The 24,583-nt window shown below is 39.5% G+C and carries 22 protein-coding genes; 17 read left to right on the forward strand and 5 right to left on the reverse strand.

What is annotated here, in order from left to right; translation table 11 throughout:
• Window positions 1-14: 14 nt before the first annotated feature.
• Window positions 15-251, reverse strand: coding sequence for a DUF2627 family protein (locus tag ACP3VS_RS05705; RefSeq protein WP_008179922.1), 237 nt, complete (start codon window positions 249-251; stop codon window positions 15-17).
• Between the two features lie 382 nt (window positions 252-633).
• Between ACP3VS_RS05705 and ACP3VS_RS05710 the strand changes: the two genes are divergently transcribed.
• From ACP3VS_RS05710 to ACP3VS_RS05755, 10 genes are all read left to right on the forward strand, one after another.
• Entirely contained in the window at window positions 634-1,728 is a 1,095-nt protein-coding gene (locus ACP3VS_RS05710) for a Leu/Phe/Val dehydrogenase (protein ID WP_031417423.1), read from the forward strand.
• Between the two features lie 190 nt (window positions 1,729-1,918).
• Window positions 1,919-3,346 (forward strand): dihydrolipoyl dehydrogenase, encoded by a 1,428-nt coding sequence (gene lpdA, locus ACP3VS_RS05715; protein ID WP_031417424.1) that lies wholly within the window; start codon window positions 1,919-1,921, stop codon window positions 3,344-3,346.
• A gap of 87 nt (window positions 3,347-3,433) precedes the next feature.
• Window positions 3,434-4,444 (forward strand): thiamine pyrophosphate-dependent dehydrogenase E1 component subunit alpha, encoded by a 1,011-nt coding sequence (locus ACP3VS_RS05720; protein ID WP_426388450.1) that lies wholly within the window; start codon window positions 3,434-3,436, stop codon window positions 4,442-4,444.
• Complete coding sequence (locus ACP3VS_RS05725) at window positions 4,444-5,427, forward strand: alpha-ketoacid dehydrogenase subunit beta (protein ID WP_012295042.1); 984 nt, start codon at window positions 4,444-4,446, stop codon at window positions 5,425-5,427. Before ACP3VS_RS05720 ends, ACP3VS_RS05725 begins: the two co-directional genes overlap by 1 nt.
• Before the next feature lie 167 nt (window positions 5,428-5,594).
• Window positions 5,595-6,938, forward strand: coding sequence for a dihydrolipoamide acetyltransferase family protein (locus ACP3VS_RS05730; protein ID WP_036164099.1), 1,344 nt, complete (start codon window positions 5,595-5,597; stop codon window positions 6,936-6,938).
• 121 nt (window positions 6,939-7,059) lie between these two features.
• Window positions 7,060-8,763: a methylmalonyl-CoA mutase family protein gene (locus ACP3VS_RS05735; RefSeq protein ID WP_197150125.1), complete on the forward strand. Its 1,704-nt coding sequence runs from the start codon at window positions 7,060-7,062 to the stop codon at window positions 8,761-8,763.
• Window positions 8,760-10,913: a methylmalonyl-CoA mutase gene (scpA, locus tag ACP3VS_RS05740; protein WP_426388452.1), complete on the forward strand. Its 2,154-nt coding sequence runs from the start codon at window positions 8,760-8,762 to the stop codon at window positions 10,911-10,913. Before ACP3VS_RS05735 ends, scpA begins: the two co-directional genes overlap by 4 nt.
• Window positions 10,913-11,998, forward strand: a complete 1,086-nt coding sequence (gene meaB / locus ACP3VS_RS05745; RefSeq protein WP_012295038.1) for a methylmalonyl Co-A mutase-associated GTPase MeaB — start codon at window positions 10,913-10,915, stop codon at window positions 11,996-11,998. Before scpA ends, meaB begins: the two co-directional genes overlap by 1 nt.
• 165 nt (window positions 11,999-12,163) lie before the next feature.
• On the forward strand, window positions 12,164-12,604 hold the full coding sequence (locus ACP3VS_RS05750; protein WP_031417430.1) for a BrxA/BrxB family bacilliredoxin: 441 nt from the start codon (window positions 12,164-12,166) through the stop codon (window positions 12,602-12,604).
• Window positions 12,605-12,810: 206 nt separating this feature from the next.
• Window positions 12,811-13,773: an aromatic acid exporter family protein gene (locus ACP3VS_RS05755; RefSeq protein WP_332289964.1), complete on the forward strand. Its 963-nt coding sequence runs from the start codon at window positions 12,811-12,813 to the stop codon at window positions 13,771-13,773.
• A 21-nt stretch (window positions 13,774-13,794) separates the two neighbouring features.
• Here ACP3VS_RS05755 and prli42 read toward each other — a convergent pair whose 3' ends face one another.
• A complete protein-coding gene (gene prli42 / locus ACP3VS_RS05760) occupies window positions 13,795-13,890 on the reverse strand; it encodes a stressosome-associated protein Prli42 (protein ID WP_150907189.1) in 96 nt (31 codons plus the stop codon).
• A 125-nt stretch (window positions 13,891-14,015) separates the two neighbouring features.
• Here prli42 and mce point away from each other — a divergent pair, with 125 nt between their 5' ends.
• The 5 genes from mce to ACP3VS_RS05785 all read left to right on the forward strand — a co-directional run bounded on the left by mce (window position 14,016) and on the right by ACP3VS_RS05785 (window position 18,833).
• Window positions 14,016-14,429 carry a methylmalonyl-CoA epimerase gene (gene mce, locus ACP3VS_RS05765; RefSeq protein ID WP_012295035.1) on the forward strand — a complete coding sequence of 138 codons (414 nt, stop codon included), beginning with the start codon at window positions 14,016-14,018 and terminating at the stop codon, window positions 14,427-14,429.
• A gap of 5 nt (window positions 14,430-14,434) precedes the next feature.
• Window positions 14,435-15,982 carry an acyl-CoA carboxylase subunit beta gene (locus tag ACP3VS_RS05770; RefSeq protein WP_012295034.1) on the forward strand — a complete coding sequence of 516 codons (1,548 nt, stop codon included), beginning with the start codon at window positions 14,435-14,437 and terminating at the stop codon, window positions 15,980-15,982.
• A 128-nt stretch (window positions 15,983-16,110) separates the two neighbouring features.
• Complete coding sequence (locus tag ACP3VS_RS05775; protein WP_012295033.1) at window positions 16,111-17,064, forward strand: hypothetical protein; 954 nt, start codon at window positions 16,111-16,113, stop codon at window positions 17,062-17,064.
• 137 nt (window positions 17,065-17,201) lie between these two features.
• The gene (locus ACP3VS_RS05780; RefSeq protein WP_426388453.1) at window positions 17,202-18,317 is read left to right on the forward strand and encodes a M20/M25/M40 family metallo-hydrolase; all 1,116 of its coding nucleotides are present in this window, start codon (window positions 17,202-17,204) and stop codon (window positions 18,315-18,317) included.
• Between the two features lie 27 nt (window positions 18,318-18,344).
• A complete protein-coding gene (locus tag ACP3VS_RS05785) occupies window positions 18,345-18,833 on the forward strand; it encodes a chemotaxis protein CheW (RefSeq protein WP_008181662.1) in 489 nt (162 codons plus the stop codon).
• 131 nt (window positions 18,834-18,964) lie between these two features.
• Here the strand turns inward: ACP3VS_RS05785 and nspC are convergent, their stop codons facing one another.
• The 3 genes from nspC to ACP3VS_RS05800 form a co-directional block, all read right to left on the reverse strand.
• Complete coding sequence (nspC, locus tag ACP3VS_RS05790; protein WP_031417437.1) at window positions 18,965-20,104, reverse strand: carboxynorspermidine decarboxylase; 1,140 nt, start codon at window positions 20,102-20,104, stop codon at window positions 18,965-18,967.
• Window positions 20,101-21,330, reverse strand: a complete 1,230-nt coding sequence (locus tag ACP3VS_RS05795) for a saccharopine dehydrogenase family protein (RefSeq protein ID WP_012295029.1) — start codon at window positions 21,328-21,330, stop codon at window positions 20,101-20,103. Before ACP3VS_RS05795 ends, nspC begins: the two co-directional genes overlap by 4 nt.
• Window positions 21,331-21,557: 227 nt before the next feature.
• Window positions 21,558-21,764, reverse strand: coding sequence for a hypothetical protein (locus ACP3VS_RS05800; protein ID WP_426388454.1), 207 nt, complete (start codon window positions 21,762-21,764; stop codon window positions 21,558-21,560).
• Between the two features lie 205 nt (window positions 21,765-21,969).
• Between ACP3VS_RS05800 and ACP3VS_RS05805 the strand changes: the two genes are divergently transcribed.
• Window positions 21,970-23,685: a methyl-accepting chemotaxis protein gene (locus ACP3VS_RS05805; RefSeq protein ID WP_036216793.1), complete on the forward strand. Its 1,716-nt coding sequence runs from the start codon at window positions 21,970-21,972 to the stop codon at window positions 23,683-23,685.
• Window positions 23,686-23,772: 87 nt separating this feature from the next.
• Window positions 23,773-24,516 (forward strand): tetratricopeptide repeat protein, encoded by a 744-nt coding sequence (locus tag ACP3VS_RS05810; protein ID WP_031417443.1) that lies wholly within the window; start codon window positions 23,773-23,775, stop codon window positions 24,514-24,516.
• The last annotated feature ends 67 nt before the right edge of the window (window positions 24,517-24,583 follow it).

Consider the following 24,583-nt stretch of genomic DNA (forward strand, 5'->3'; position numbering starts at 1 on the left):
TTGGATAGCTATTTTTATTTTTTTTGGAAGCGAGGTGCTACTTTTCCATTTTTGCGGTCACGATGTAGTAAAAATCCTGCGAAAAAGCCAAAGCCTATAACAAAGAATATAACACCTACTACAAATTGTAGCCATAAAAATGGGAAAGGCGAAAGAAGCTTCCCAAATAATGTATCACGCATAAATTTAATGCCGCCTGCAGCCATAAGACCTGGAATAAGCATTACAATAAATGCAGCTAAACGGGCCATATATACCCCTCCTTATTCCTATGATTAATTGTACCTGTGGATGGGGGAATGTCAAGAAAGGCTAGTAATCAATATAATAATTGTTCGTCAAAACTAGACGGAGCATATAGTAGTTTTTGTTACTGAATGTTTAGAAAATTCTTACTTAAACAAGAATATGTAATAATAGTTGCGAAATTGTGAATTTGTCAGTATTGTAAAAATAAGTGGAGCAATATTATCCATTACTAAACAATTTTTATCCTAGGGTCTAAACACCTACTGAAAAATGGGGCTCAGTATTATAGCTGAGGCGAGGACAACAAGTGGTAAGATTGTTAGATAAAACTTGATTGGGACGGGCATTTGGGGATGCACTTTCCAAAGCAAAGGGGCGAGTTTCATGGAAATCTTCAAGTATATGGAAAAGTATGATTATGAACAATTGGTATTTTGCCAAGATGAAGCATCAGGGTTAAAAGCGGTTATCGCTATCCATGATACAACACTTGGACCAGCATTAGGCGGGGCACGTATGTGGACATATGCATCAGAGGAAAATGCAGTTGAAGACGCATTGCGTTTAGCACGAGGTATGACCTACAAAAATGCGGCAGCTGGTTTAAACCTTGGCGGTGGAAAAACGGTCATTATCGGTGACCCATTTAAAGATAAAAACGAAGAAATGTTCCGTGCATTAGGTCGTTTCATCCAAGGCTTAAATGGTCGTTATATCACGGCAGAAGACGTAGGTACAACAGTTACAGATATGGATTTAATCCATGAGGAAACAGATTATGTAACAGGAATCTCACCTGCATTCGGTTCATCAGGGAACCCATCTCCAGTAACGGCGTATGGTGTTTACCGCGGTATGAAAGCGGCTGCAAAAGAAGCATTCGGTTCAGAATCATTAGAGGGATTAAAAATTTCTGTACAAGGTCTAGGAAATGTAGCCTACAAGCTTTGCGAGTATTTACATAATGAAGGGGCAAAACTTGTTGTAACAGATATCAATCAGGCAGCAATTGATAGAGTTGTGAATGACTTTGACGCAATTGCAGTAGCTCCAGATGAAATCTACGCGCAAGAAGTTGATATTTTCTCTCCTTGTGCTTTAGGTGCTATATTAAATGATGAAACAATTCCACAATTAAAAGCAAAAGTAATTGCTGGGTCTGCTAATAATCAGTTAAAAGATTCACGTCATGGTGATTTCCTACATGAATTAGGTATTGTCTATGCACCAGACTATGTCATTAATGCTGGTGGCGTTATTAACGTTGCGGATGAATTATATGGTTATAATCGTGAACGTGCTCTGAAACGCGTTGACGGTATATATGATAGTATTGAAAAGATCTTTGCTATTTCAAAACGAGATGGCATTCCAACATATGTGGCAGCGAATCGTTTAGCTGAAGAACGCATTGCGCGTGTGGCGAAATCTCGCAGCCAATTCTTAAAAAATGAAAAAAATATTTTACACGGTCGCTAATATACAAGGTTTGAAAATTTGGAGAAGTCGCATTGTCGACTTCTTCTAATTTTACCAACAAATAAGAGCACCGTTGCAGTAAAGCTAAAGTTCTGTTCTTCTTAAGCAAAAATAGACCGCAAGCTAATTGGTAGGGTAATGGTTTAATAGATAGAATACTTTAGCACTTTTCTCAAAAGGGGGAATAAACATGGCTCAAAATTATGATGTTGTCATTTTAGGTGGAGGTACAGGCGGTTATGTGGCGGCCATCCGCGCTGCGCAACTAGGCTTGAAAACAGCTATTGTAGAGCGGGATCGTTTAGGTGGAACATGCTTGCACAAAGGCTGTATCCCAAGTAAAGCTTTACTTCGAAGTGCAGAAGTATATCGAATGGCTAATAAAACGGCTAGTGAGTATGGTGTTGACATTGAAGGTGTGACACTGCAATTTGACAAAGTGCAAGCTAGGAAGCAAGCGATCGTTGAGCAATTAAGCCAAGGTGTGAATACACTGATGAAAAAAGGCAAAATAGATGTTTATCATGGTACAGGACGAATTTTAGGTCCCTCTATTTTCTCTCCTATGCCAGGAACTATTTCCGTAGAAATGTCCAATGGGCAAGAAAATGAAATGCTTGTACCGACGAATGTTGTCATTGCAACTGGCTCAAAGCCAAGAGGTATGGCAGGATTAACAGTTGATGGCCAATATGTGATGAATTCAGATCATGCGTTGGAGCTTGACAATTTACCAAAATCATTGTTAATCGTTGGCGGTGGTGTCATTGGAATTGAGTGGGCATCTATGCTTTGCGATTTTGGCGTATATGTAACAGTTCTAGAATACGGACCAACTATCTTACCTGCAGAGGATGCTGATATCGTCAAAGAAGTAACAAAGCAGCTTGAAAAGAGGGGAGTTCGCATTGTCACAAATGCCCGTTTAGATGCAGATACATTCAAAATAGAAAATGATAACGTTTTCATTTCTGCGAAAGTGAATGAGCAGGAAGAAATCTTTGAGGCAGATAAACTTTTACTTTGTGTTGGTCGTGAAGCCAACACGCAAGACATTGGCTTGGAAAATACAGAAATCGAAGTGGAAAATGGCTTCATTAAAGTGAATGATTCTTATCAAACGAAGGAATCACATATGTATGCCATAGGTGATGTGATTGGTGGCTTACAGTTAGCGCATGTGGCTTCTCATGAAGGACTGTCAGCAATCGAGCATATAGCGACAGGTAAAGCAGAGCATATCGATGATCTGAAGGTACCGAAATGTGTTTATTCATATCCAGAGGTTGCTAGCATTGGCTTAACCGAAGGTGCTGCCAAAGAGCGAGGCTTTTCATTAAAAATCGGTAAATTCCCTTTCAAGGCAATTGGTAAGGCATTGGTAAATGGGGAAGCAGAAGGTTTTGTAAAAATAATTGCTGATGAAGAAACAGATGATATTTTGGGTATTCATATGGTAGGGCCGCACGTGACAGATTTAATTGGAGAGGCATCTTTAGCTAAATTGTTGGATGCAACACCATGGGAAATTAGTCAGGCAATTCATCCACATCCTTCATTAAACGAGGTATTAGTGGAATCTGCTTTAGCAGTTGATGGTCGTGCTATCCATTTTTAAATTTTCTGAATTTCATAACTAACATATCCAAATGTGGGGATATAGGATAAGATAGTTATTTCTCTATAATACGAAAGGGGTGTTCGTATGCAAGATGTCAAACATGAAGATTTAGGTTTGTCAAATGAAGATGTACTTGCTATGTTCGAAACAATGTTAATGGCCAGAAGATTAGATGAGCGTATGTGGTTATTAAACCGTTCTGGTAAAATTCCGTTTGTAATTTCTTGTCAAGGTCAGGAGGCAGCACAAGTAGGGGCGGCCTTTGCGTTAAATAAAGATAAAGATTATATTGCGCCATATTATCGTGATATGGGGGTTGTTTTACACTTTGGTATGACACCAAGAGAGTTGATGCTATCTGCATTTGCAAAAGCGGAAGATCCAAACTCTGGTGGACGTCAAATGCCTGGCCATTTCGGTCAAAAGAAAAACCGCATTTTAACAGGATCTTCACCTGTTACTACGCAGGTGCCACATGCAGTTGGCGTTGCACTTGCTGGACGACTACAAAATGAGGATTTTGTTTCTTTTGTAACACTTGGTGAAGGTTCCTCTAACCAAGGGGATTTCCATGAAGGGGCCAACTTCGCAGGTGTTCATAAATTGCCAGTTATTATTATGGTGGAAAACAATCAATATGCCATCTCTGTACCAGTAGAACGTCAGTTAGGCTGTGCGAAGGTTTCTGATCGTGGGATTGGGTATGGTATGCCAGGTATGACAGTTGATGGAAAATGCCCATTACAAGTTTACAAAGTGGTGAAAGAAGCAGCCGATCGTGCACGTAATGGAGAGGGCCCAAGCTTAATCGAAACAGTCACATATCGTTTAACAGCCCATTCCTCGGACGACGATGATCGTCAATACCGTACGGCTGAAGATATTGCAGAAGGAAAGGCAAAAGATCCGATTGTGTTATTTGAAAAGTATCTGACTGATGCAGGCGTCATGACTGAAAAAGTACGTACAGAAATCGAAGAACGTGTTATGGCAGAAGTAAATGAAGCTACTGATTATGCAGAAGCGGCTCCATATGCACAACCAGAGGATGCCATGAAATATGTTTATGCACCAGTGGACGGAGGTGACGTGTAATGGCAGTTATGTCTTATATTGATGCGATTACATTAGCAATGAAAGAAGAAATGGAACGTGATGAACGAGTTTTCATTTTAGGGGAAGACGTTGGCCGTAAGGGCGGTGTATTTAAAGCAACTACTGGTCTGTATGATCAATTCGGCGAATACCGTGTACTAGATACGCCACTTGCAGAAAGTGCTATTGCAGGGGTCGGTATTGGGGCAGCAATGTATGGTATGCGTCCAATCGCAGAAATGCAATTTGCTGATTTCATTATGCCAGCTGTCAACCAAATCGTCTCTGAGGCAGCCAAAATCCGTTACCGTTCTAACAATGATTGGACTTGTCCAATGGTAATCCGTGCACCTTTTGGCGGAGGAATTCACGGGGCTCTTTACCATTCTCAATCTGTTGAAGCCCTTTTTGCGGGTACACCTGGGTTGAAAATAGTTATCCCATCAACACCATATGATGCTAAAGGATTGCTAAAAGCAGCTATTCGTGATGAAGATCCTGTATTATTCTTTGAACATAAGCGTGCTTATCGATTAATTAAGGGTGAGGTGCCTCTAGACGATTATACATTACCAATCGGCAAGGCAGATGTGAAGCGTGAAGGGGATGATGTGACGGTTATTACCTATGGGTTAGCTGTCCACTTTGCGCTACAAGCTGCAGAACGTCTTGCTGCAGATGGTATTTCTGCGCATATACTTGACCTACGCACAGTCTATCCCCTTGATAAGGAAGCAATTATCGAGGCGGCGACTAAAACAGGGAAAGTATTACTTGTTACGGAGGATAATAAAGAAGGCAGTATCATGAGTGAAGTTGCTGCCATTATTGCGGAGCATTGTTTATTTGAGCTTGATGCACCGATTCAACGTCTAGCAGGACCCGATGTGCCAGCAATGCCATATGCACCAACCATGGAAAAATATTTTATGATTAATCCTGATAAAGTGGAACGTGCGATGCGAGAACTTGCGGCATTTTAACATACCAAGCAAGGCTGATTGAAAAAATGAAAGCCTCAGACGGAAGAACAGATTTTGACTTAGCCGTTTGAAAGTCAAAATCTGTCTATTTGCCTATCTACGTTTACTAATATAGCGCTGCATCAGGTACAATGACGCCTAGGCTTAATTGATGGGAGGAATAAATGATGGCGGTTCAAAATATTACTATGCCACAGCTCGGCGAAAGTGTAACAGAAGGTACAATTGAAAAATGGCTTGTAAAGCCTGGCGATACAGTAAAGAAATATGATTCTTTAGCAGAAGTTGTGACAGATAAAGTAAATGCAGAAATTCCATCGTCGTTTGAAGGGGTTATTACGGAGTTAATTGCACAAGAAGGTCAAACATTACCAGTGGGCGCAGTCGTATGCTCGATTGAAATTGCAGGGGATAGTGAGTTACCACCACCACCACCTGAAAAAAAATCGGCAGTAAGCACAGCCATTTTAAATGCAGGTGTTCAAAAGAAACAAGAAGCATCACAACCCGTTTCTACTCCTTCTTCAGTCGCTCCAAAAGAAGCGCGTAAGGACAAAGTACGCTATTCACCTGCTGTTCTACGACTTGCACAGGAGCATGATATTGCCCTTGATCAAGTTACAGGAACGGGCGAGGGTGGTCGCATTACAAGAAAAGATTTGTTAAAACTTATAGAAACGGGCAATATTCCAACAGCAACTACTGCGGCACCAACGCCAGCAGCGATTCAAACAACAACTGAACAACCAGCTCCTGCACCAGCACAGCTTGCAGAAAAGCCTGCAGCACCAGTACCACCTATACAGCCTGGGGACATTGAAATCCCAGTGACAAAGGTCCGTCGTGCCATTGCTAATAACATGGTAAGAAGCGTCCATGAAGCTCCACATGCTTGGATGATGATGGAAGTGGATGTAACAGATTTAGTTGCTTATCGAGATAGCCTAAAAGGTGAATTTAAGCAAAAGGAAGGCTTTAATCTTACATATTTCGCCTTCTTTGTAAAAGCAGTGGCTCAGGCCTTGAAGGAATTCCCAATGATGAATTCTATGTGGGCTGAGGATAAAATTATTCAAAAGCATGACATCAATATTTCGATTGCAGTAGCGACGGATGATGCACTATTCGTACCTGTTATAAAACACGCGGATGAAAAATCCATTAAAGGAATTGCTAAAGAAATTCATGAGCTTGCTAACAAAGTTCGAACTGGAAAATTAGCCATGGATGATATTAAAGGTGGTACATTTACCGTTAATAATACGGGAGCATTTGGCTCTATTCAATCAATGGGTATCATTAATTATCCACAAGCTGCCATTCTCCAAGTAGAAAGTATTGTAAAAAAACCGGTCATTTTACCAGGTGGAATGTTCGCAGCTCGTGATATTGTGAATTTATGTTTATCATTAGATCATCGTGTGTTGGATGGACTAGTATGTGGTAAATTCCTAAATAGAGTAAAAGAAATACTCGAAAATACAAATAAATCTTCGACGTCAGTCTACTGATGACTTGTCGGAAACCTGCTGTATAAGGGTTTCCGATTTTTTTTATGCTTTCCGAGTCGCAATTTGTCATGTAGAATAACAAATAGAAACTACTAAGGGGGGAAGCTGATTAAGCGTCCGCATGTCAAACAACATGAAAAATATTGAATTTGAAAAGCCGGCCTATTCTGACTGGCAAGATGCAGCAATCAAAGCTTTAAAGGGGAAACCATTTGAGTCTCTATTCACGAAAACAAATGAGGGTGTTACACTACAGCCCATTTACACACAAGAAAGTTTAGTAGCTAAGCTTGGTGATGAGCTCGATCGACAAGTTGCCACAATCCGTTCTCTACAAAATAGTCAAGCATTCCAAGTAGCTCAGCAAGTTCATGCAGATACGAGTGAAGCATTTTTTGCACAGCTTGATGACAGTTTAGCTAGGGGTAATGAAATTATTACAATTGACAGTCGTGTTAATTTTGATTGGACAGAAGACGTATTGGTCAAATTAGCATCATATTTCTCAGAATATTCATTTAAAATTACTATTAAAGATACAAAAGACCCATTATTAACAGTGTTTGACAAAATTGCTTTGGATCAACGAGAAGCTGTGCAAGGATTCATCGTTTCGACCCAACCCATCTCTTTACATGCATTTCCGAGCGTGCGCTCAGTCGGCGCTAACACAGTTATTTATCATAATGAAGGTGCCAACGCCATTCAAGAATTAGCCTATGCACTTGCATTAGCAGCAAAATGGGTAGAACAGGAAGAAAGCTTCGAGGCATTCTCCAAGAAATTTTTTGTATCCTTTGCAGTTGATACACAATTCTTTACAGAGATTGCAAAACTCCGTGCTTTTAAAGTACTTTGGAAAGCGTTCTCATCTGCCTATGGTGTTACACAAAATGTAAAAATACCAACAGTTGCTGAAACATCATTAAGAAGCTTCTCTAAATTGGATGTCTACGTGAATTTATTACGATCCTCCAATGAAGCGCTTTCTGGCTTAATAGGCGGTGCTGATCTCTTTACAGTTCATCCACATGATGTATTAACAAAGCCTACAGAACAGTCAGTACGTATTGCTCGTAACGTGTCATTGATTTTAAAAGAAGAAACAAATGTCTTAAAAGTTATAGATCCTGCAGGTGGCTCTTACTTTATCGAGTCGTTAACGGCAGATTTTGTCAAAGAAGCATGGGCATTATTCTTAGAAATCGAGGCAGCTGGAGGCATTGATGAATACACAGCATCTGGCAAGCTCGCTGAAGAAGTAGAGAAATCGTATCAATCTCGTATTCACGCTGCACAAACACGTAAGCAATCATTAATTGGAACAAATATTTATGCTAATCCAGCAGACGCATTTGAATGTGAAACAAATCCGTTATTTGCTAGCATTAAACGAAGTGCTATTCCATTCGAAAAGCTGCGTGCTGAAATGACGGCAGCCGATGTGAAAACAGGCATTTTAACATTAGGTACTTTAAAAAGCTCCAAGCCAAGAGCAGATTTTATTGCTGGATTCTTAAATACGGTTGGTCTTGTTCCTGAAAAAAGTGAACCAGCGACGACTGTTGAAGAGGCAATTGCTTGGTTAAAGGCAACAGAGGCTAAATATGTTGTCATTGCAGGTAATGACGAAGATACAAAAGAATTTGTCCATGCCATTTTAGCAGACAAGCCAGCGGATGTACTTGTGGATGTAGCTGGGAAATTTAAAGACGAAGAAGAAGCTTGGTTAGCAAATGGCTTAAACGGTTTTATTTTCGCAGGACAGAACATCATTGAAAAATTACAGTCAGTGTTTGCGAGCATGAAGGAGGTCCAACGATGAGTAAGCCAAATTTTAATGCAATTGAAATAGAAAAAGTTTTATCAGCTAATGCGCCTCAAGCGTCTGATGATAAGTTTATGACAAATGAAGGGATTGAAATTAAAGATATTTATACAAAAGAAGATATCAAGGATGCTAAACATTTAAATGATGTAGCAGGTATCGCACCAAATACACGTGGACCATACCCTACCATGTATGTGGCTCGCCCATGGACAGTTCGTCAATATGCTGGCTTCTCAACAGCTGAAGAGTCCAATGCCTTTTACAAGCGAAATCTGGCAATGGGACAAAAGGGTTTATCTGTAGCGTTTGACCTAGCAACTCATAGAGGCTATGACTCTGATCATCCACGTGTTACAGGAGATGTGGGGAAAGCGGGTGTTGCTATTGACTCTGTCGAGGATATGAAAATTCTATTCGATCAAATCCCTTTAGATCAAATGTCTGTTTCTATGACGATGAATGGCGCAGTGCTACCAGTTCTTGCATTTTATATAGTGGCAGCAGAGGAACAAGGAGTAACGCCAGAAAAATTAGCAGGGACGATTCAAAACGATATTTTAAAAGAATATATGGTGCGTAATACATACATTTACCCACCAGCTATGTCGATGAAAATCATTGCAGATATTTTTGAATATACAGCGAAGTATATGCCGAAATTTAACTCTATTTCGATTTCTGGTTATCATATTCAAGAAGCGGGGGCAACGAATGACATAGAACTTGCCTACACGTTAGCAGATGGTTTGGAATATGTTCGTACAGGACTGAAAGCAGGCATTGATATCGATGCATTTGCACCACGTCTATCGTTCTTTTGGGCTATTGGCATGAACTATTATATGGAAGTTGCTAAAATGCGCGCGGCACGCCGTATTTGGGCACAGATGATGTCAACGTTTAATCCAAAAAATCCGAAAACTTTAGCTTTACGTACCCATTCGCAAACATCTGGGTGGTCATTAACAGAGCAAGATCCGTTTAATAATGTAGCACGTACGTTAATTGAAGCAAATGCATCATCAATGGGACATACACAATCACTGCATACGAATGCATTGGATGAAGCCATTGCACTTCCAACGGATTTCTCCGCACGTATTGCACGTAATACGCAGTTATTTTTACAAGAGGAAACAGCAATGACAAAAGTAATTGATCCATGGGGTGGATCATACTACGTGGAGAAATTGACAGAAGAAATTACCAAATCTGCATGGGCATTAATCGAAGAGATTGAGGCACTTGGAGGGATGGCGAAAGCAATTGAAACAGGTCTTCCTAAAATGAAAGTCGAAGAAGCTGCTGCTAAACGTCAAGCGAAAATTGACTCCAAGACAGAGACGATTGTCGGTGTAAATAAATATCGCCTGACGAAGGAAGAGCCAATTGACATTCTAGATATTGATAATACCATTGTTCGACAAAAGCAAATTGAACGTTTAGAAGCGATGAAAGCAGCACGTGATGAAGCTGAGGTTCAAAAACATTTAGCTCGTTTGACAAAAGCCGCACAAGATGGCGAGGAAAACTTACTAGCTGTAGCGGTTGATGCGGCTCGTGCACGTGCCTCTTTAGGTGAAATCTCAGATGCAATTGAAGCGGTTTCTGGACGACACAAAGCCGTAATTCGTTCTATTTCGGGTGTATACTCTGCCAACTTCTCTGATGAGGAGCAAATTTCAGAAGTGAAACAAATGACAGAAGAATTCCTTGAAAACGAAGGCCGCCGTCCGCGTATTTTAGTCGCTAAAATGGGACAAGATGGACATGACCGTGGAGCCAAGGTCGTCGCAACAGGCTATGCCGATTTAGGCTTTGATGTAGATATTTCTCCGTTATTTATGACGCCTGCTGAGGCAGCGCAAATGGCCGTTGAAAATGATGTACATGTCATCGGTGTCTCTTCGTTAGCAGCAGGTCATAAAACATTAGTGCCCGAATTGATTACGGAGTTAGAAAAGTTAGGGCGTGAAGATATTATCATCATTGTGGGTGGTGTTATACCTGCACAAGACTATGATTTCCTTTACAATGCTGGAGCAGTAGCTATCTTTGGACCGGGTACCGTGATTCCTGTATCCGCACAGAAAATCATTGAGGAAATTTACAAACGTTTAGGCTATGAGGAAGTGCCTGAATAATGGACAACAACAAAGGAATGGAAGAAAGTGCGCTGTTTGTGATGGACGGAGTCGAGGCGACTCACGACGGTATGCAATATGGTACACCTAAAAAATTCCGAAAGAAAAAAGCCGACACTGTTAATATTCGAGAGCTTGCACAACAAGTACGTGCAGGCTCTCGCACACATTTGTCAAAAGCAATTACCCTCATTGAAAGCTCGAATGCCACTCATAAAGTTCAAGCTCAAGAGCTTTTGCAGGAACTTCTACCACATACAGGAAAGAGTATTCGAATCGGCATTACGGGTGTTCCAGGAGCAGGGAAGAGCTCGTTCATTGAGGCTTTCGGAACAATGCTTTGTGACATGGGAAAACGAGTAGCAGTTCTTGCGATTGATCCAAGCTCCTCTTTATCCGGAGGCAGTATTTTAGGAGATAAAACGCGTATGGAAGAGCTCGTCAAGAAGCCGACTGCTTTTGTACGCCCTTCACCATCGGCTGGTACCCTTGGGGGTGTTCACAAAAAAACACGTGAAACGATGTTAGTTTGTGAAGCGGCTGGCTATGATGTCATTCTCATTGAAACAGTTGGTGTGGGACAAAGCGAAACCTATGTCCGAGGCATGGTAGATTTCTTCTTGCTTTTAGTTTTAACTGGGGCCGGGGATGAATTGCAGGGCATGAAAAAGGGCATTATGGAATTAGCAGATGCCATTGTTGTGCATAAGGCAGATGGTGATAATGTGCGACTTGCCAAAAAAACTGTCGCAGAATATAAACAGATTCTACATTTTTTACAGCCGGCAACACCAGGCTGGATGTCTACTGCAATGCCCGTTAGTTCACTGGAAAAACGGGGTCTCGATAAGGTTTGGGGAACCATAAAGGAATTCAAACAAATTGTTGAAACAAATCATTATTGGGCTACTCGACGTCAAAAACAAACAAAAGAGTGGTTCCAATCCATGATTACTGATCATTTAATAGATATGTTTTATGGGAATCCACAACGTAAAGCACAGGTACAGCTACTGGAACGTCAAATCTTAAGTGGCCAACTAACGGTTACACAAGGTGTAGATCGTTTATTTAGCGAGGAATAGGTAGGGAAGTAAACTAGTTTCTTTAAAAGCTTAGAAAATTCAACTGACTTGTATGAGCAAGTGGGTGCACAAATTCGTTGCAAACTGCTATGATAAGAGATGTATGTGCGTCAAATACCTACTATAAAAGCTGAATTGACGCGATTTGAAAGGAGCTATCGCTATATGAATATGGATTACGATTTATTTATGCAGGAAATTTTAAAAACAGCTCGTGCTGAAATTGAAACGGCTGGTTACGAACAGCTAAAAACACCAGAGGCTGTTGAAGAGGCATTTGCTCGCCCAGGTACAACATTAGTTATGGTGAACTCAGTGTGCGGTTGTGCGGGTGGTATTGCTCGTCCAGCGGCAGCGCAATGTGTACATTACGATAAACGCCCGGATCACTTAGTAACAGTATTTGCAGGGCAAGATAAAGAAGCGACTGCAGCGGCACGTTATCATTTTGGGGAAGATCACCTACCTTCTTCACCATCATTTGTTTTATTAAAAGATGGACAAGTAGTGGCTGAAGTCGGGCGCTATGAAATTGAAGGACATGACCCGATGTCAGTTGTAACAAACTTACAAGCAAACTTTGAAGAGTATTGTGACGAGCTTTAAGACAATTCTTGCATAAGAACAATCCTTTATAACTAAGTAGAAGAGCCTCATAGAATGTTAGTTAATCTATGTAGGCTTCCTACTTATTATCATGTACAGATAGTTCAGCACTACCATTAAAATTTTTGTAATATTGGCTAAATAATTAGTGGTATTTACTGAAGAGTACTAAAAGATAGGAGGCAGTCGACCTGAAGAAGTTTTCAATCGGCTATCGAACTTTAAAAACAGCAATTGGTGCAGCACTTGCTATTGCCATTGCTCAATATTTTCATTTAGCCTCGTATGCCTCTGCTGGTATTCTAACGATATTATGTGTACAGCCAACAAAGAAAAAATCCATTCACGCAGCCTACACTCGATTGGTTGCTAGTATAGTGGCCATGGTGTTTGCCTTTATGAGCTTTGAGCTTTTTTCCTATCAGCCACTTACACTTGCGGGTATGTTACTACTTTTTATTCCAACGATTGTGTCCTTGAGAGTTGCAGACGGATTTATTTCTAGTGTCGTTATTATTATGCACATTTACGCCGCTAAAAGTTTTTCGATGGCGCTTGTTTATAATGAATTGGCATTAATGGCTATTGGCTATGGAACCGGTATAGCCATTAATATGTATATGCCAGATATTCAAAAGGAATTAAATTACTATAGAGTTAAAATTGAGGAACTATACAGCAAGATATTTTTAGAAATTGCTAGCTATTTACGGCAAGGGGATACGTTATGGGATGGGCATGAGATCATTGAAGCTATTCGAACTTTAAATGATGCAAAGTCCTTAGCATTTAAAGATGTTGAAAACCATTTTACGAGACGTAAAAATGATTACTATATGTATTTCGATATGCGAGAAAGGCAACTAGAAATAATCGAAAGAGTGTTGCCAAAAATTACAACATTACCTGTTATAGTACAAGAGGCTGAAATTGTGGCAGATTTTTTACAAGACCTCGGAGGACATATTCATTCTGGAAATACAGCAAGTCACTATCGTGAAAAGCTAGAGCAGGTGAAACATGATTTCTCGCAGCTACCATTACCGCAAAATCATGAGCAATTCATCGCACAAGCCGCACTCTATCAGTTTATCGAGGAAATGGACAGGTATTTAGAAATAAAGCAATCATTTAAGGGTTTAAAGGTAAAAAAAGAGCGCCCACAGTAGTGTGGACGCTATGGTCTTGCCTTAAACTAGCATCGATAAGCCAAATGCTAGAGATGAAATTAGCATGATTGCGACCATAGTATAAACAACGATTTTTTGAAACTTTTTATTACTCATATGCTCGTTCGCTCCTTCTTTTCTTATAAATAGTTTATCAAATCTGAAAAATTTCTCAAGTAGTAGAGTTTTGACAAAAAAGTCTGTAAAATAGAGTATGTACCATAACAGAAGGAGATGTCACCATGGAGAAAGTAGACCATATTGGGATTGCGGTGCGCGATCTTGATGAACGCATTACATATTATACAGAAACTTTAGGTTTAAAGTTGTTAAAAGTGGAAGAAGTAGACTCACAACAAGTTCGAGTTGCCTTTATCGACGCAGGCAACGTGAAATTGGAGCTATTAGAACCAATGAGTGAAAAAAGTGCCATTCATGGATTTATTGAAAAACGTGGAGAAGGTATTCACCATATTGCTTTTGGTGTGACAGGAATTCGTGAGCGTATGGTTGAGCTTCGTGAAAAAGGTGTACGTCTTTTATCGGAAGAGCCAGGACCTGGTGCTGGAGGTGCAGAGGTTGCGTTCATGCATCCTAAATCTTCTTTCGGGGTGTTATATGAATTATGTGATAAAAGTGGAAAAGGGGATAAGTGATTAATATGGATATGTTCGACAAAATCAATGACTTGTATGATCGTAAGACGGTAATTGAACTTGGTGGTGGCTATGAGCGCATCGAAAAACAGCATGAAAAAGGGAAATTAACAGCTCGTGAACGTATTGATTTATTACTAGACGAAGGTACATTTTTTGAAATTAACCCATTTATTACTCACCGTACAGTAGACTTCGGAATGGAGAAAATGGAAGGCCCCGGGGATGGTGTTGTAACTGGGTTCGGTAAAATTAACGGGCGTCCAGTATACTTATTCTCTCAAGACTTTACAGTGTTTGGTGGAGCACTAGGTGAAATGCATGCAAAAAAAATGGCAACAGTTATGGATCTCGCTGCAAAAAATGGCACACCATTTATCGGTATTAACGATTCAGGTGGCGCCCGTATCCAAGAGGGTGTTCTTTCACTAGATGGCTATGGTCATATTTTCTACCGTAATGCGATTTACTCAGGCGTTATTCCGCAAATCTCAGTGATTATGGGGCCATGTGCTGGAGGAGCAGTATACTCTCCTGCAATTACAGACTTTATCTTAATGGTAGACAAAACATCTCAAATGTTTATAACAGGACCTAAAGTAATAGAAACAGTGACAGGCGAAAAAATCTCTGCTGAAGATTTAGGTGGTTCGAAAGTAAATAATGCAGTAAGTGGAAATGCCCATTTCCGTGCACCATCTGAAGAAGAGGCAATTCAAGAAATAAAAAAACTATTAAGCTATTTACCACAAAACAATAAAGAAAAAGCACCTCGTCAAGCTCGACCAGAGGGAGATGACTACCGTCCAGAAATCGTGGATACAGTGCCAATTGAAACAACACGTCCTTACGATGTACGTAAAGTCGTTGAGCAAGTAGTGGATGAAGGTTCATTCATGGAAGTTCATGCAGAATTTGCGAAAAACGTTGTTGTTGGCTTTGCACGTATTGCTGGTGAGTCAGTTGGCCTTGTTTGTAACCAACCAAAAGTACTTGCTGGAGGATTAGATATTGATTCTTCCGATAAAGCGGCTCGTTTTATCCGTACTTGCGATGCTTACAATATTCCAATCATTACATTTGAAGACGTATCTGGTTTCTTCCCAGGTGTTAAACAAGAACATGGGGGAATCATTCGTCATGGTGCGAAAATTCTTTATGCTTATTCAGAAGCAACTGTACCAAAGATTACAGTGATTTTACGTAAAGCTTATGGAGGCGCTTACGTGGCCCTGAATTCTAAATCAATCGGTGCGGACCTTGTATTTGCTTGGCCAAATGCTGAAATTGCAGTTATGGGAGCTGCCGGAGCTGCAAACATCATTTTTGCCCGTGAAATTGCGAAATCAGATGATCCAGAAGCAACACGTGCCGCAAAAATTGAAGAATATAAAGAAAAATTTGCCAATCCATATGTTGCAGCATCTCGCGGTATGGTAGACGATGTTATTGATCCAAGAGATACACGTATCAAACTGATTCAAGGACTTGATATGTTATCTACTAAACAGGAAACGCGTCCTGAGAAAAAACATGGTAATATTCCATTATAAAATGTCCAAGCCTAGTAGCTATATAGTTACTAGGCTTTTACTTTTCAAAAATTGGTATGCCAGATAATCAATGAAAGTTGAAACATTTTTCTTTTTCAACCGTACTGATATATAAGGAGTTGATATGAATGGAATGGAAGCAATTACAAAAAGAGCAGGAAAAGATTCATACACAACTAAGAAAATCGGCAAGGCTAAACGAGCAAGGACTGTTAATTGACAAGCAGATTGACTATACACAACAGGAAATCAATAAACATTCTAGGGCACTCGATCAAATTCGGTCAAAGCTCCATAAATTAGAGGGTTTCTCATTTATGAATATGATTCGGACTTGGACGGGGCAACAGGATGAATTACGGGCTGAGAAAATTGATAAAGCGGCAGTGCTTGAATTAAAAATTAAAGAAGCGAAGAAAATGCAGATGGATTTAAGCGAAGATAAGTTTCATGTAACCCAGAAATTAGCTCAGATTGATGAAATAGCATTACAGGATGAGCTTCAGAAGATACACGCTAAAAAGAAGGGCTATTTACAAAGGCATGATTCTATACAAGCACAGAGATTGGAGCATTTAGCTGAGGAAAAATTACTCACAAAGCAATTGATTGCTGAAATTCAAGAAGCAGAGGAGGCGGGGGAGGTGGCTCTGACAAAGTTGGGGCAAGCAGCTGCTTCCCTCCATTCGGCTAACGGATATTCGACGTGGGATACATTTTTTGGCGGTGGAATTATTGCAACACACTTAAAACATGATGCGCTTAATCACTCAGAAAATTATATACATAGTGCCCAAATAGCGTTACAGCGTTTTCATAATGAGTTATTAGATGTTCATGTGATGTCTACCAAGACACTACAGATCGAAACAGATGGTTTTGTTAAATTTGCTGATTACTTCTTCGATGATCTTTTTTCAGCTTGGTCGGTCCATTCCAAAATTTCAACCGCAAGAGAACAGGTGTCACGTATCCAAGATGATGTACATAATACAATTTGGCGTTTACAGGATAAACATCATAAAGCATCGAACTATCTACAAACAATTGAACAAGAGCAAGGAGCGATTTTGAATGCTTAAGCTGAGTCTGAGATGAATGTCTCAGACTTTTTTATGTGGGTAGTGTTGTGGAATGATTTCAACTCTTCTGACGTTGTGCTAAAATAATACCTATACTATAACGTGGAAAAACACGTAAACTAAGGGAGTTTTACAACATGACAAGTCGTTTAGTGGAAGAGTTTTTTGAGCTCGTTCAGATTGATTCAGAAACAAAATATGAACAAGAAATTGCACCAATATTAGTCGATAAGTTATCAGCACTTGGATTTACAGTAGTCCAAGATGACGCACATACACGTAACGGACATGGTGCAGGCAATATTATTGCCACTTTAAAAGGCACATTAGATGTTGAGCCAATCTATTTTACCTCTCATATGGATACGGTTGTTCCTGGTAAAGGCATAAAGCCATCATTACGTGAAGATGGTTATATTGTATCTGATGGTACATCGATTTTAGGTGCGGACGATAAGGCTGGACTAGCAGCATTACTAGAAATGGTCAAACGCTTAAAAGAGCAAAATATTGAGCACGGGGATATTGAGTTTATTATTACAGCTGGTGAAGAAAGCGGTCTTGTTGGTGCCAAAGAATTAGACCCATCTATGATTAAAGCAAAATATGGCTTTGCTGTGGATAGTGATGGTAAAGTTGGAGGTATCGTCACAGCAGCTCCGTTCCAAGCTAAAATTTTCGCAAAGATTATCGGTAAAACTGCGCATGCTGGGGTTTCGCCAGAAAAAGGAATTTCAGCTATTACAGTCGCGTCAAAATGTATTGCACAAATGAAGCTAGGTCGATTAGATGAAGAAACAACCGCCAATATTGGACGATTTGAGGGTGGACAGGCGACAAACATTGTTTGCGATGAAGTTACGATTCTAGCTGAAGCGCGTTCGATTGATAAAACTAAATTAGATGCTCAAACAAAGCATATGCAAGAAACATTTGAACAAGTATCTGCATCATTAGGGGCACGAGCTGAAGTTGAAGTGAAGCTTATGTATCCAGGTTTCCGTGTAACCGAGTCAGACAAAGTCGTTCAAGTGGCAATGGCTGCTGCACGTCAAATAGATCGTACACCTACATTAGGAATTTCAGGTGGAGGGTCCGACGCAAATGTAATTGCAGGCTTTGGTATCCCAACCGTTAATCTATCTGTAGGGTATGAGGATATTCATACGACAAATGAAAAAATTCCCGTTGAAGAATTAGAGAAATTAGCAGATTTACTAGTTGAGATTGTTAAAGAATCTGCCAAAAAATAATGAGTTGAATTTGAAGGGTGTGACCATATGGAAAGTGTAAAAGCAGTAGTTTTTGCTTGTGGTACAGAAGAATATGCAGTGCCAGTAGAGCAAGCGATTTCAATTGAAAAATTAGAGCAGGTAACACCTATTCCTCACTTACCTAACTATCTTTTAGGTTTTACAAGAATTCGTGGGGAACTTGTGCCTGTTCTAGACTTTGAACGAATATTATATAATCGCTCTTCCAATACAGCAACTGCTCGGGTAATTGTATTGAATACTGATGTTGTTAACTATGGGTTACTTGTTACGGAAGCTCGTGAAATTCTTGATTTAGATGAGTCAATACTTCAACAGTTAGGACTTGTGAATTATAGTAAAACTCGCTACTTTACAGCTGTGGCTAATCTTGAAAACCGAATGATTACGTATGTTGACCCAAAAATACTCGTCAATTCATTAGAAGGAATACGTGAAATTATTAATTATTTACACAAAATGCTCGAGAATGAAAAGGAAAACGTAGAGGCTTAGGCTTCTACGTTTTCCTTTAAAATGTAATTGTGAACACACCCCAATATGGCTCTCACAACGTTGAAAGTTAGAAGACTATACAGCTAAAAAAGCCCTTCCTGCAAAAAAAACGGAAGGGCTTTTTCATGTTCTTAAGAAAGACGACCACTGTAGTCTTCAAATTTGAATTCGCGAATAATTTTAATACCTTCTTCATCATTGTATGAAACGATAGAAGGTAGGTTAACACCGTTAAACATATGGTTTTTGACCATGGAATAATGCGCCATATCCGTAAATACCAGACGATCTCCTGGTTTTAATGGCTGTTCAAATGAATAGTCGCCTATAACATCACCAGCAAGACATGTTAGTCCACCCAAGCGGTACGTGTGGGCAAATTCATTAGCTTGACCAGAACCAATAATCATTGGACGGTATGGCATTTCAAGTACATCAGGCATATGACATGTTGCCGACGTATCTAAAATAGCAAGATCCATCCCATTTTCTTGAATATCTAACACTGTAGCTACTAAATAGCCAGTATTAAGGGCCACTGCTTCACCTGGCTCTAAATACACAAGCAGGTTATATTTTTCTTGGATATAATTAATGATGTTCACAAGCTTCTCTACATCATAATCTTCACGTGTAATATGGTGACCACCACCGAAATTCAACCATTTCATTTGATGTAAGACATCACCAAATTTTTCTTCAACTACTTCAATAATACGCTCTAACGTATCCGAGTTTTGTTCACACATTGCATGGAAGTGTAAGCCATCAATGCCGTCAAGTTGAGATTTATCGAAGTTAGCCAAAGTCGTTCCAAGACGGGAATTCGTATAGCAAGGATCGTAAAGAGCTGTTTCAATTTCAGAGTACTCAGGATTCACACGAATACCACATTCAATTGTTTTACCAGCAGATTTCACTTTATCCTTGAACTGAGCCCATTGGTTAAATGAGTTAAATACAATGTGATCCACATAGCCTAGAAGCTCGTCCATTTCATGCTCAATATAAGCAGGTGCATAAACGTGAACTTCTTTGCCCATTTTTTCGTAGCCTAGACGGGCCTCATGCAGGGAGCTAGCTGTAATGCCTGCTAAATATTCCCCTACTAGTGGGAATGTTGAATGCATAGAGAATCCTTTCAGGGCTAGTAATATACGGCAGCCTGTACGATCTTGAATTGATTTTAAAAGCTCAAGATTTTTTGTTAATAATCGCTCATCCACTACATAAGAAGGGGATGGAACTTTTGAAAAATCAATTGGTTTCATCGGCTTAATTCCTTTGCATCTAAATCAAGGTCAAGTAACTCTGGGTTATGGCTTTCTTGCCATGGTAGACCCCATTTATTTAATGCATCCATGAATGGATCTGGATTGAAATCTTCTACATTCCAAACACCTGGTTTACGCCATTCCCCGTTCATTACAAGCATTGCACCAATCATAGCAGGTACGCCAGTTGTGTAAGAAATCGCTTGTGACCCCACTTCGTTATAGCATTCTTCGTGGTCACATACGTTGTACACATAATACGTTTTTTCTTGACCGTCTTTTAGACCGCGAATGATACAACCGATATTTGTTTTACCTTTTGTGCGAGGTCCTAGAGAAGCTGGGTCTGGTAACACCGCTTTTAGGAAGTGGATTGGTTGAATCATTTGACCTTCAAATTCGATTGGCTCGATAGATGTCATACCAACGTTTTCTAATACTTTTAAGTGTGTTAAGTATTTTTCAGAGAACGTCATCCAGAAGCGGATTTGTTTTAAACCTTTAATATTTTTTGCAAGTGATTCAAGCTCTTCATGGTATAGAAGGTAAATATCTTTTGGTCCGATTTCTGGTAAGTTATAAACTTCTTTTTTCTCAAGTGGTGCTGTTTCAACCCACTCGCCTTCTTTCCAGTAACGACCATTCGCTGTAATTTCACGAATGTTAATTTCTGGGTTGAAGTTTGTTGCGAAATGATAACCATGATCTCCTGCATTTGCATCCACAATATCAATATAGTGGATTTCATCAAATTCATGTTTTTGCGCATGAGCTGTGAAAACCCCTGTTACACCTGGGTCAAAACCGCTACCAAGTAATGCAGTTAAGCCAGCTTTTTCAAACTTTTCTTTATAAGCCCATTGCCATTTATATTCAAATTTTGCCGTCTCAGGTGGCTCGTAGTTTGCAGTATCCACATAGTGCACACCTGTCGCTAAGCAAGCATCCATAATCGTTAAGTCCTGATAAGGTAGGGCAACGTTAATCACTACATCTGGTCCAAAAGCTTTAATAAGCTCAATAACCTCTTCTGTATTATCTGCGTCTACCTGTGCAGTATGAATTTTTGTTTTTCCGCCGTCTAGTTTTTCTTTTAGAGCGTCACATTTTGAAACAGTTCTACTTGCGATACAAATTTCCTCAAATACGTCCGAATTTTGAACACACTTGTGTACCACAACACTGGCAACTCCGCCAGCTCCGATAATCAATGCTTTACCCAATTGTCTACCCCCAAGTTCATAAAAGTATTGTCAAACAAGCTGATTATACAGAAATTTGATATAGTACTCAATCATTGTTTTAAAATTTTCTACAAAAAATTTAATTTTTCTACATCAATTAGACGTAATCATAATGAAATAGCCTGGAAAACATGGAAAAATCCCTGTTCTACAAAGGTAGCAAGGGACATCATTGCTTGAAACATCAGAACTGCGCATCACTCTTTTTATTTTAAAAATCGACTTGATATTTGTTGCTTTTCATCTCCCCATACATAAAAGAAAATCACAAGTAAAGTACTTAGAAATCCCATTACTAGTCCATACGTACTGAGGGCTACATGTACTTGGCTTTGCATAGCATAAATGAAGATAGCTCCTATTGTTAGCAAATTTCCAGTAATAAGCGATACAAAATGAAAACATTTATTCATTGTAAGCCCCCCTAGTAGATGATTTATTGAATGCCTCATAATTAAGTTAGTGAACCCCAATTATTGCATAATTCAGAACTTTTATCCAATGTTTTTGTTTCTTTAGAAAAATAAAGATGCTTTTTAAATACATCTTTTTATAGTATGATGAAAAAATAAGGGGAAAATTTTTAGATTATTACAAGAAAGGGGGAGAAGATGAATCGTGAAATTACGAAATTCATTAACTTTTCAACTTGGAACGATTATTGCTGGTATTTTAGTGGTCATGCTAGGGATTACATCGTTCGCTACATACATAACTGCTTACAATAAACTGTATGATGCTGCTGGTGTGGAGGCATATGGATGTGCCAATATTACAACCGGTTTATTATCTCCTGAGCAGATGGACAAGGCCATGCGTGGGGACCAGGCTGCTCGGGAACGTATTGGGAATGATTTAAACTGGACAACTGGACACAAAGATATTTTTCAAACTCAATATATTCTGTCCCTTGATGGAACATTGTTAGCGCTGGATGACCATTTAGCCGAGAAAGGTTTTGCACCTGGGGATTCTTTCTATCTTGATAAAGAAGCGATTGATAGGCTGTTACAAGATAAGCATCCAACTTATTCTCAGCCCTATACATTTGCTGGCATGGATCGCTTATCAGGCTATGCCCCCATTTTCAAAGACCACGATTCGAGTAAAGAGATTATTGCCATCAGTGTCATCGATTTTGATGCCAATATTGTTAAGGAACGTACATGGGATGTTGTTCGGAGCGGCATATTAATTAGTATTTTCCCTATGCTAATTGCTTCAATTATTACAGGGTTTTTAATCCGGCGAAAAGTGAAGCCAATTAGTGTCCTTATTCAACAAGCCAAAGAAATTGCAAATGGCAATTTAGCGGTAGCGGAAACAAAAATAAACAGCAAGGATGAGGTTGAGGATTTAGCGAAGACATTAAATCGTATGACAGCTAGCCTGCAAAGTATGATCATGACCATGCGTTCTACCTCTAATACACTTGCTAATAATGCAGATGAAACCGCTTGCACCTTAAACGATATGACGAACACAATTCAAGAGGTCGCTCATAATATCGAAGAAGTAACAAGCACTGTGACGGCAGGTATGCATCACGCTGAAAATGCTACCGAAGTGTTAACCTCCTTAGCTAAGGACTTGCAGGTAATCCAGAACAATGCTACTGATAGTGCTCATAATGCACGAGAAACTATGAAACTAGCAACAGATGGAGAAAGGCTAGCCAAAGATATAAACAATGATATGGCATCGATTCAAAGTGGTTCAGATGAAGTAAAGCATACTGTTGAAAACTTAGTTACGTCTGCTGCTAAAATACAGGCAATTACAACATCGATTGCTAGTATTGCATCACAAACGAATTTACTAGCCCTGAATGCTTCTATCGAGGCGGCTAGGGCAGGAGAGCATGGAAAAGGCTTTGCGATTGTTGCTGAGGAGGTGCGAAAGCTAGCAGAGCAGTCCAATGCAGAAGTATTACAGGTTGAACAGCTTATTCAGGATATGCTGAAACATGTTCAGCAAGTGATGTCATCAACGAATGATAATACGCAATATATTGAAAAAGGAACAGAGACAGTTGGTTTGACAGCACAATCCTTAGGAAATATTTCAAGCGCTGTAGCGAAGACAGTTGAGGAAATCATAAGTATTTCTCATGCAGTGACTGCTGAAAATGAAAAGTCAGCTCAAATTGTCCAGATGATACAACAACTAACAGAATCCATTAGAGACATTGAGGAAGCCATGAATAGAATTACCTTAGCAGCCCAGCAAACAACAGCAAGTATTGATGAGGTTGCACAAAGTTCGAATGAAACGACCCATATGGCACATACACTAGAGCAACACGTAAAAGCATTTAAATTAAAAGAATTGTAGAAAAATTAGGATAAGTTATCTTTTGCTTGCCTGTCTAAGATGGTACACTATCCATAAGATTTTTCTTTTAGTGAAGGTGAGGATTTAATGGTGGTAAAACAAATGGATGAGCAAGTACAGCAAATAAATGACTTATTTTTAAGTGGTCAAGTAAAAGAGAGCTACCAGCTAGCAAAGGAGATACTTGCCAGCCAAATAAATTTAACTGACGAGACCCATCAACTTATTCAGCAACATGTTGCATTACTGGAGGCAAATGGATATGCCGATATGCCTGAAACGACTGATGAAAAAATAATGCAAAGTAAAGAACGTACAGATGGTTCGTACCCAGAGCGAGATGTTCTTACAGCCTATATCGGTACTCAAGATGATGAACAGTTTGGGAAAGTAATAGAAGAATTATTAGCAGGACCCATTGAAGCACAGGCAAACGCTTATTATACGATGGCTGAATATTACGTCCTTACTAAAGAACAAGACAAAGCGATGGTTCAATTTGCAGAGGCTATTAAATTACAGCCTAACAAAGGTCTGTATTGGGGTGCTTTTGCTCAATTTTTAAATCGTCATGAGGGAAGCCCTTATTTAGCACTTAGACTAATTGAGGAGGCTATAAAGCTAGATGGTATGAATCCTCGCTGGCACTATATTCAAGGTAATATTTTTTTACAGCTTGTAGCTACTACAAAAAATTTAAGCTATTTACCTGCTTTAGAGGAGGCTTGGAAGAGAGCTGAAAAACGCTGTTCTACAAAGCAAATCACCTTGAAAATGGATCTTGTGAAATCGAATGATGTGTTAGGACAATGGAAAAAACAAATGCTATAAATCTAGATAAGAGACGTTAAACTATTAATAATTATTTCCTTTTAAGTATATTTATGCTAATGTAGAA

It is taken from the genome of Lysinibacillus sp. VIII_CA (assembly GCF_049943995.1).
GTDB classification, from domain to species: domain Bacteria; phylum Bacillota; class Bacilli; order Bacillales_A; family Planococcaceae; genus Lysinibacillus; species Lysinibacillus pinottii.

What these genes read in the sequence shown, in the direction of transcription:
- ACP3VS_RS05705 (WP_008179922.1), bottom strand. Translation starts at nt 251, where the DNA reads ATGGCCCGTTTAGCTGCATTTATTGTAATGCTTATTCCAGGTCTTATG.
- ACP3VS_RS05710 (WP_031417423.1), top strand. Translation starts at nt 634, where the DNA reads ATGGAAATCTTCAAGTATATGGAAAAGTATGATTATGAACAATTGGTA.
- lpdA (WP_031417424.1), top strand. Translation starts at nt 1,919, where the DNA reads ATGGCTCAAAATTATGATGTTGTCATTTTAGGTGGAGGTACAGGCGGT.
- ACP3VS_RS05720 (WP_426388450.1), top strand. Translation starts at nt 3,434, where the DNA reads ATGCAAGATGTCAAACATGAAGATTTAGGTTTGTCAAATGAAGATGTA.
- ACP3VS_RS05725 (WP_012295042.1), top strand. Translation starts at nt 4,444, where the DNA reads ATGGCAGTTATGTCTTATATTGATGCGATTACATTAGCAATGAAAGAA.
- ACP3VS_RS05730 (WP_036164099.1), top strand. Translation starts at nt 5,595, where the DNA reads ATGGCGGTTCAAAATATTACTATGCCACAGCTCGGCGAAAGTGTAACA.
- ACP3VS_RS05735 (WP_197150125.1), top strand. Translation starts at nt 7,060, where the DNA reads ATGTCAAACAACATGAAAAATATTGAATTTGAAAAGCCGGCCTATTCT.
- scpA (WP_426388452.1), top strand. Translation starts at nt 8,760, where the DNA reads ATGAGTAAGCCAAATTTTAATGCAATTGAAATAGAAAAAGTTTTATCA.
- meaB (WP_012295038.1), top strand. Translation starts at nt 10,913, where the DNA reads ATGGACAACAACAAAGGAATGGAAGAAAGTGCGCTGTTTGTGATGGAC.
- ACP3VS_RS05750 (WP_031417430.1), top strand. Translation starts at nt 12,164, where the DNA reads ATGAATATGGATTACGATTTATTTATGCAGGAAATTTTAAAAACAGCT.
- prli42 (WP_150907189.1), bottom strand. Translation starts at nt 13,890, where the DNA reads ATGAGTAATAAAAAGTTTCAAAAAATCGTTGTTTATACTATGGTCGCA.
- mce (WP_012295035.1), top strand. Translation starts at nt 14,016, where the DNA reads ATGGAGAAAGTAGACCATATTGGGATTGCGGTGCGCGATCTTGATGAA.
- ACP3VS_RS05770 (WP_012295034.1), top strand. Translation starts at nt 14,435, where the DNA reads ATGGATATGTTCGACAAAATCAATGACTTGTATGATCGTAAGACGGTA.
- ACP3VS_RS05775 (WP_012295033.1), top strand. Translation starts at nt 16,111, where the DNA reads ATGGAATGGAAGCAATTACAAAAAGAGCAGGAAAAGATTCATACACAA.
- ACP3VS_RS05780 (WP_426388453.1), top strand. Translation starts at nt 17,202, where the DNA reads ATGACAAGTCGTTTAGTGGAAGAGTTTTTTGAGCTCGTTCAGATTGAT.
- ACP3VS_RS05785 (WP_008181662.1), top strand. Translation starts at nt 18,345, where the DNA reads ATGGAAAGTGTAAAAGCAGTAGTTTTTGCTTGTGGTACAGAAGAATAT.
- nspC (WP_031417437.1), bottom strand. Translation starts at nt 20,104, where the DNA reads ATGAAACCAATTGATTTTTCAAAAGTTCCATCCCCTTCTTATGTAGTG.
- ACP3VS_RS05800 (WP_426388454.1), bottom strand. Translation starts at nt 21,764, where the DNA reads ATGAATAAATGTTTTCATTTTGTATCGCTTATTACTGGAAATTTGCTA.
- ACP3VS_RS05810 (WP_031417443.1), top strand. Translation starts at nt 23,773, where the DNA reads ATGGTGGTAAAACAAATGGATGAGCAAGTACAGCAAATAAATGACTTA.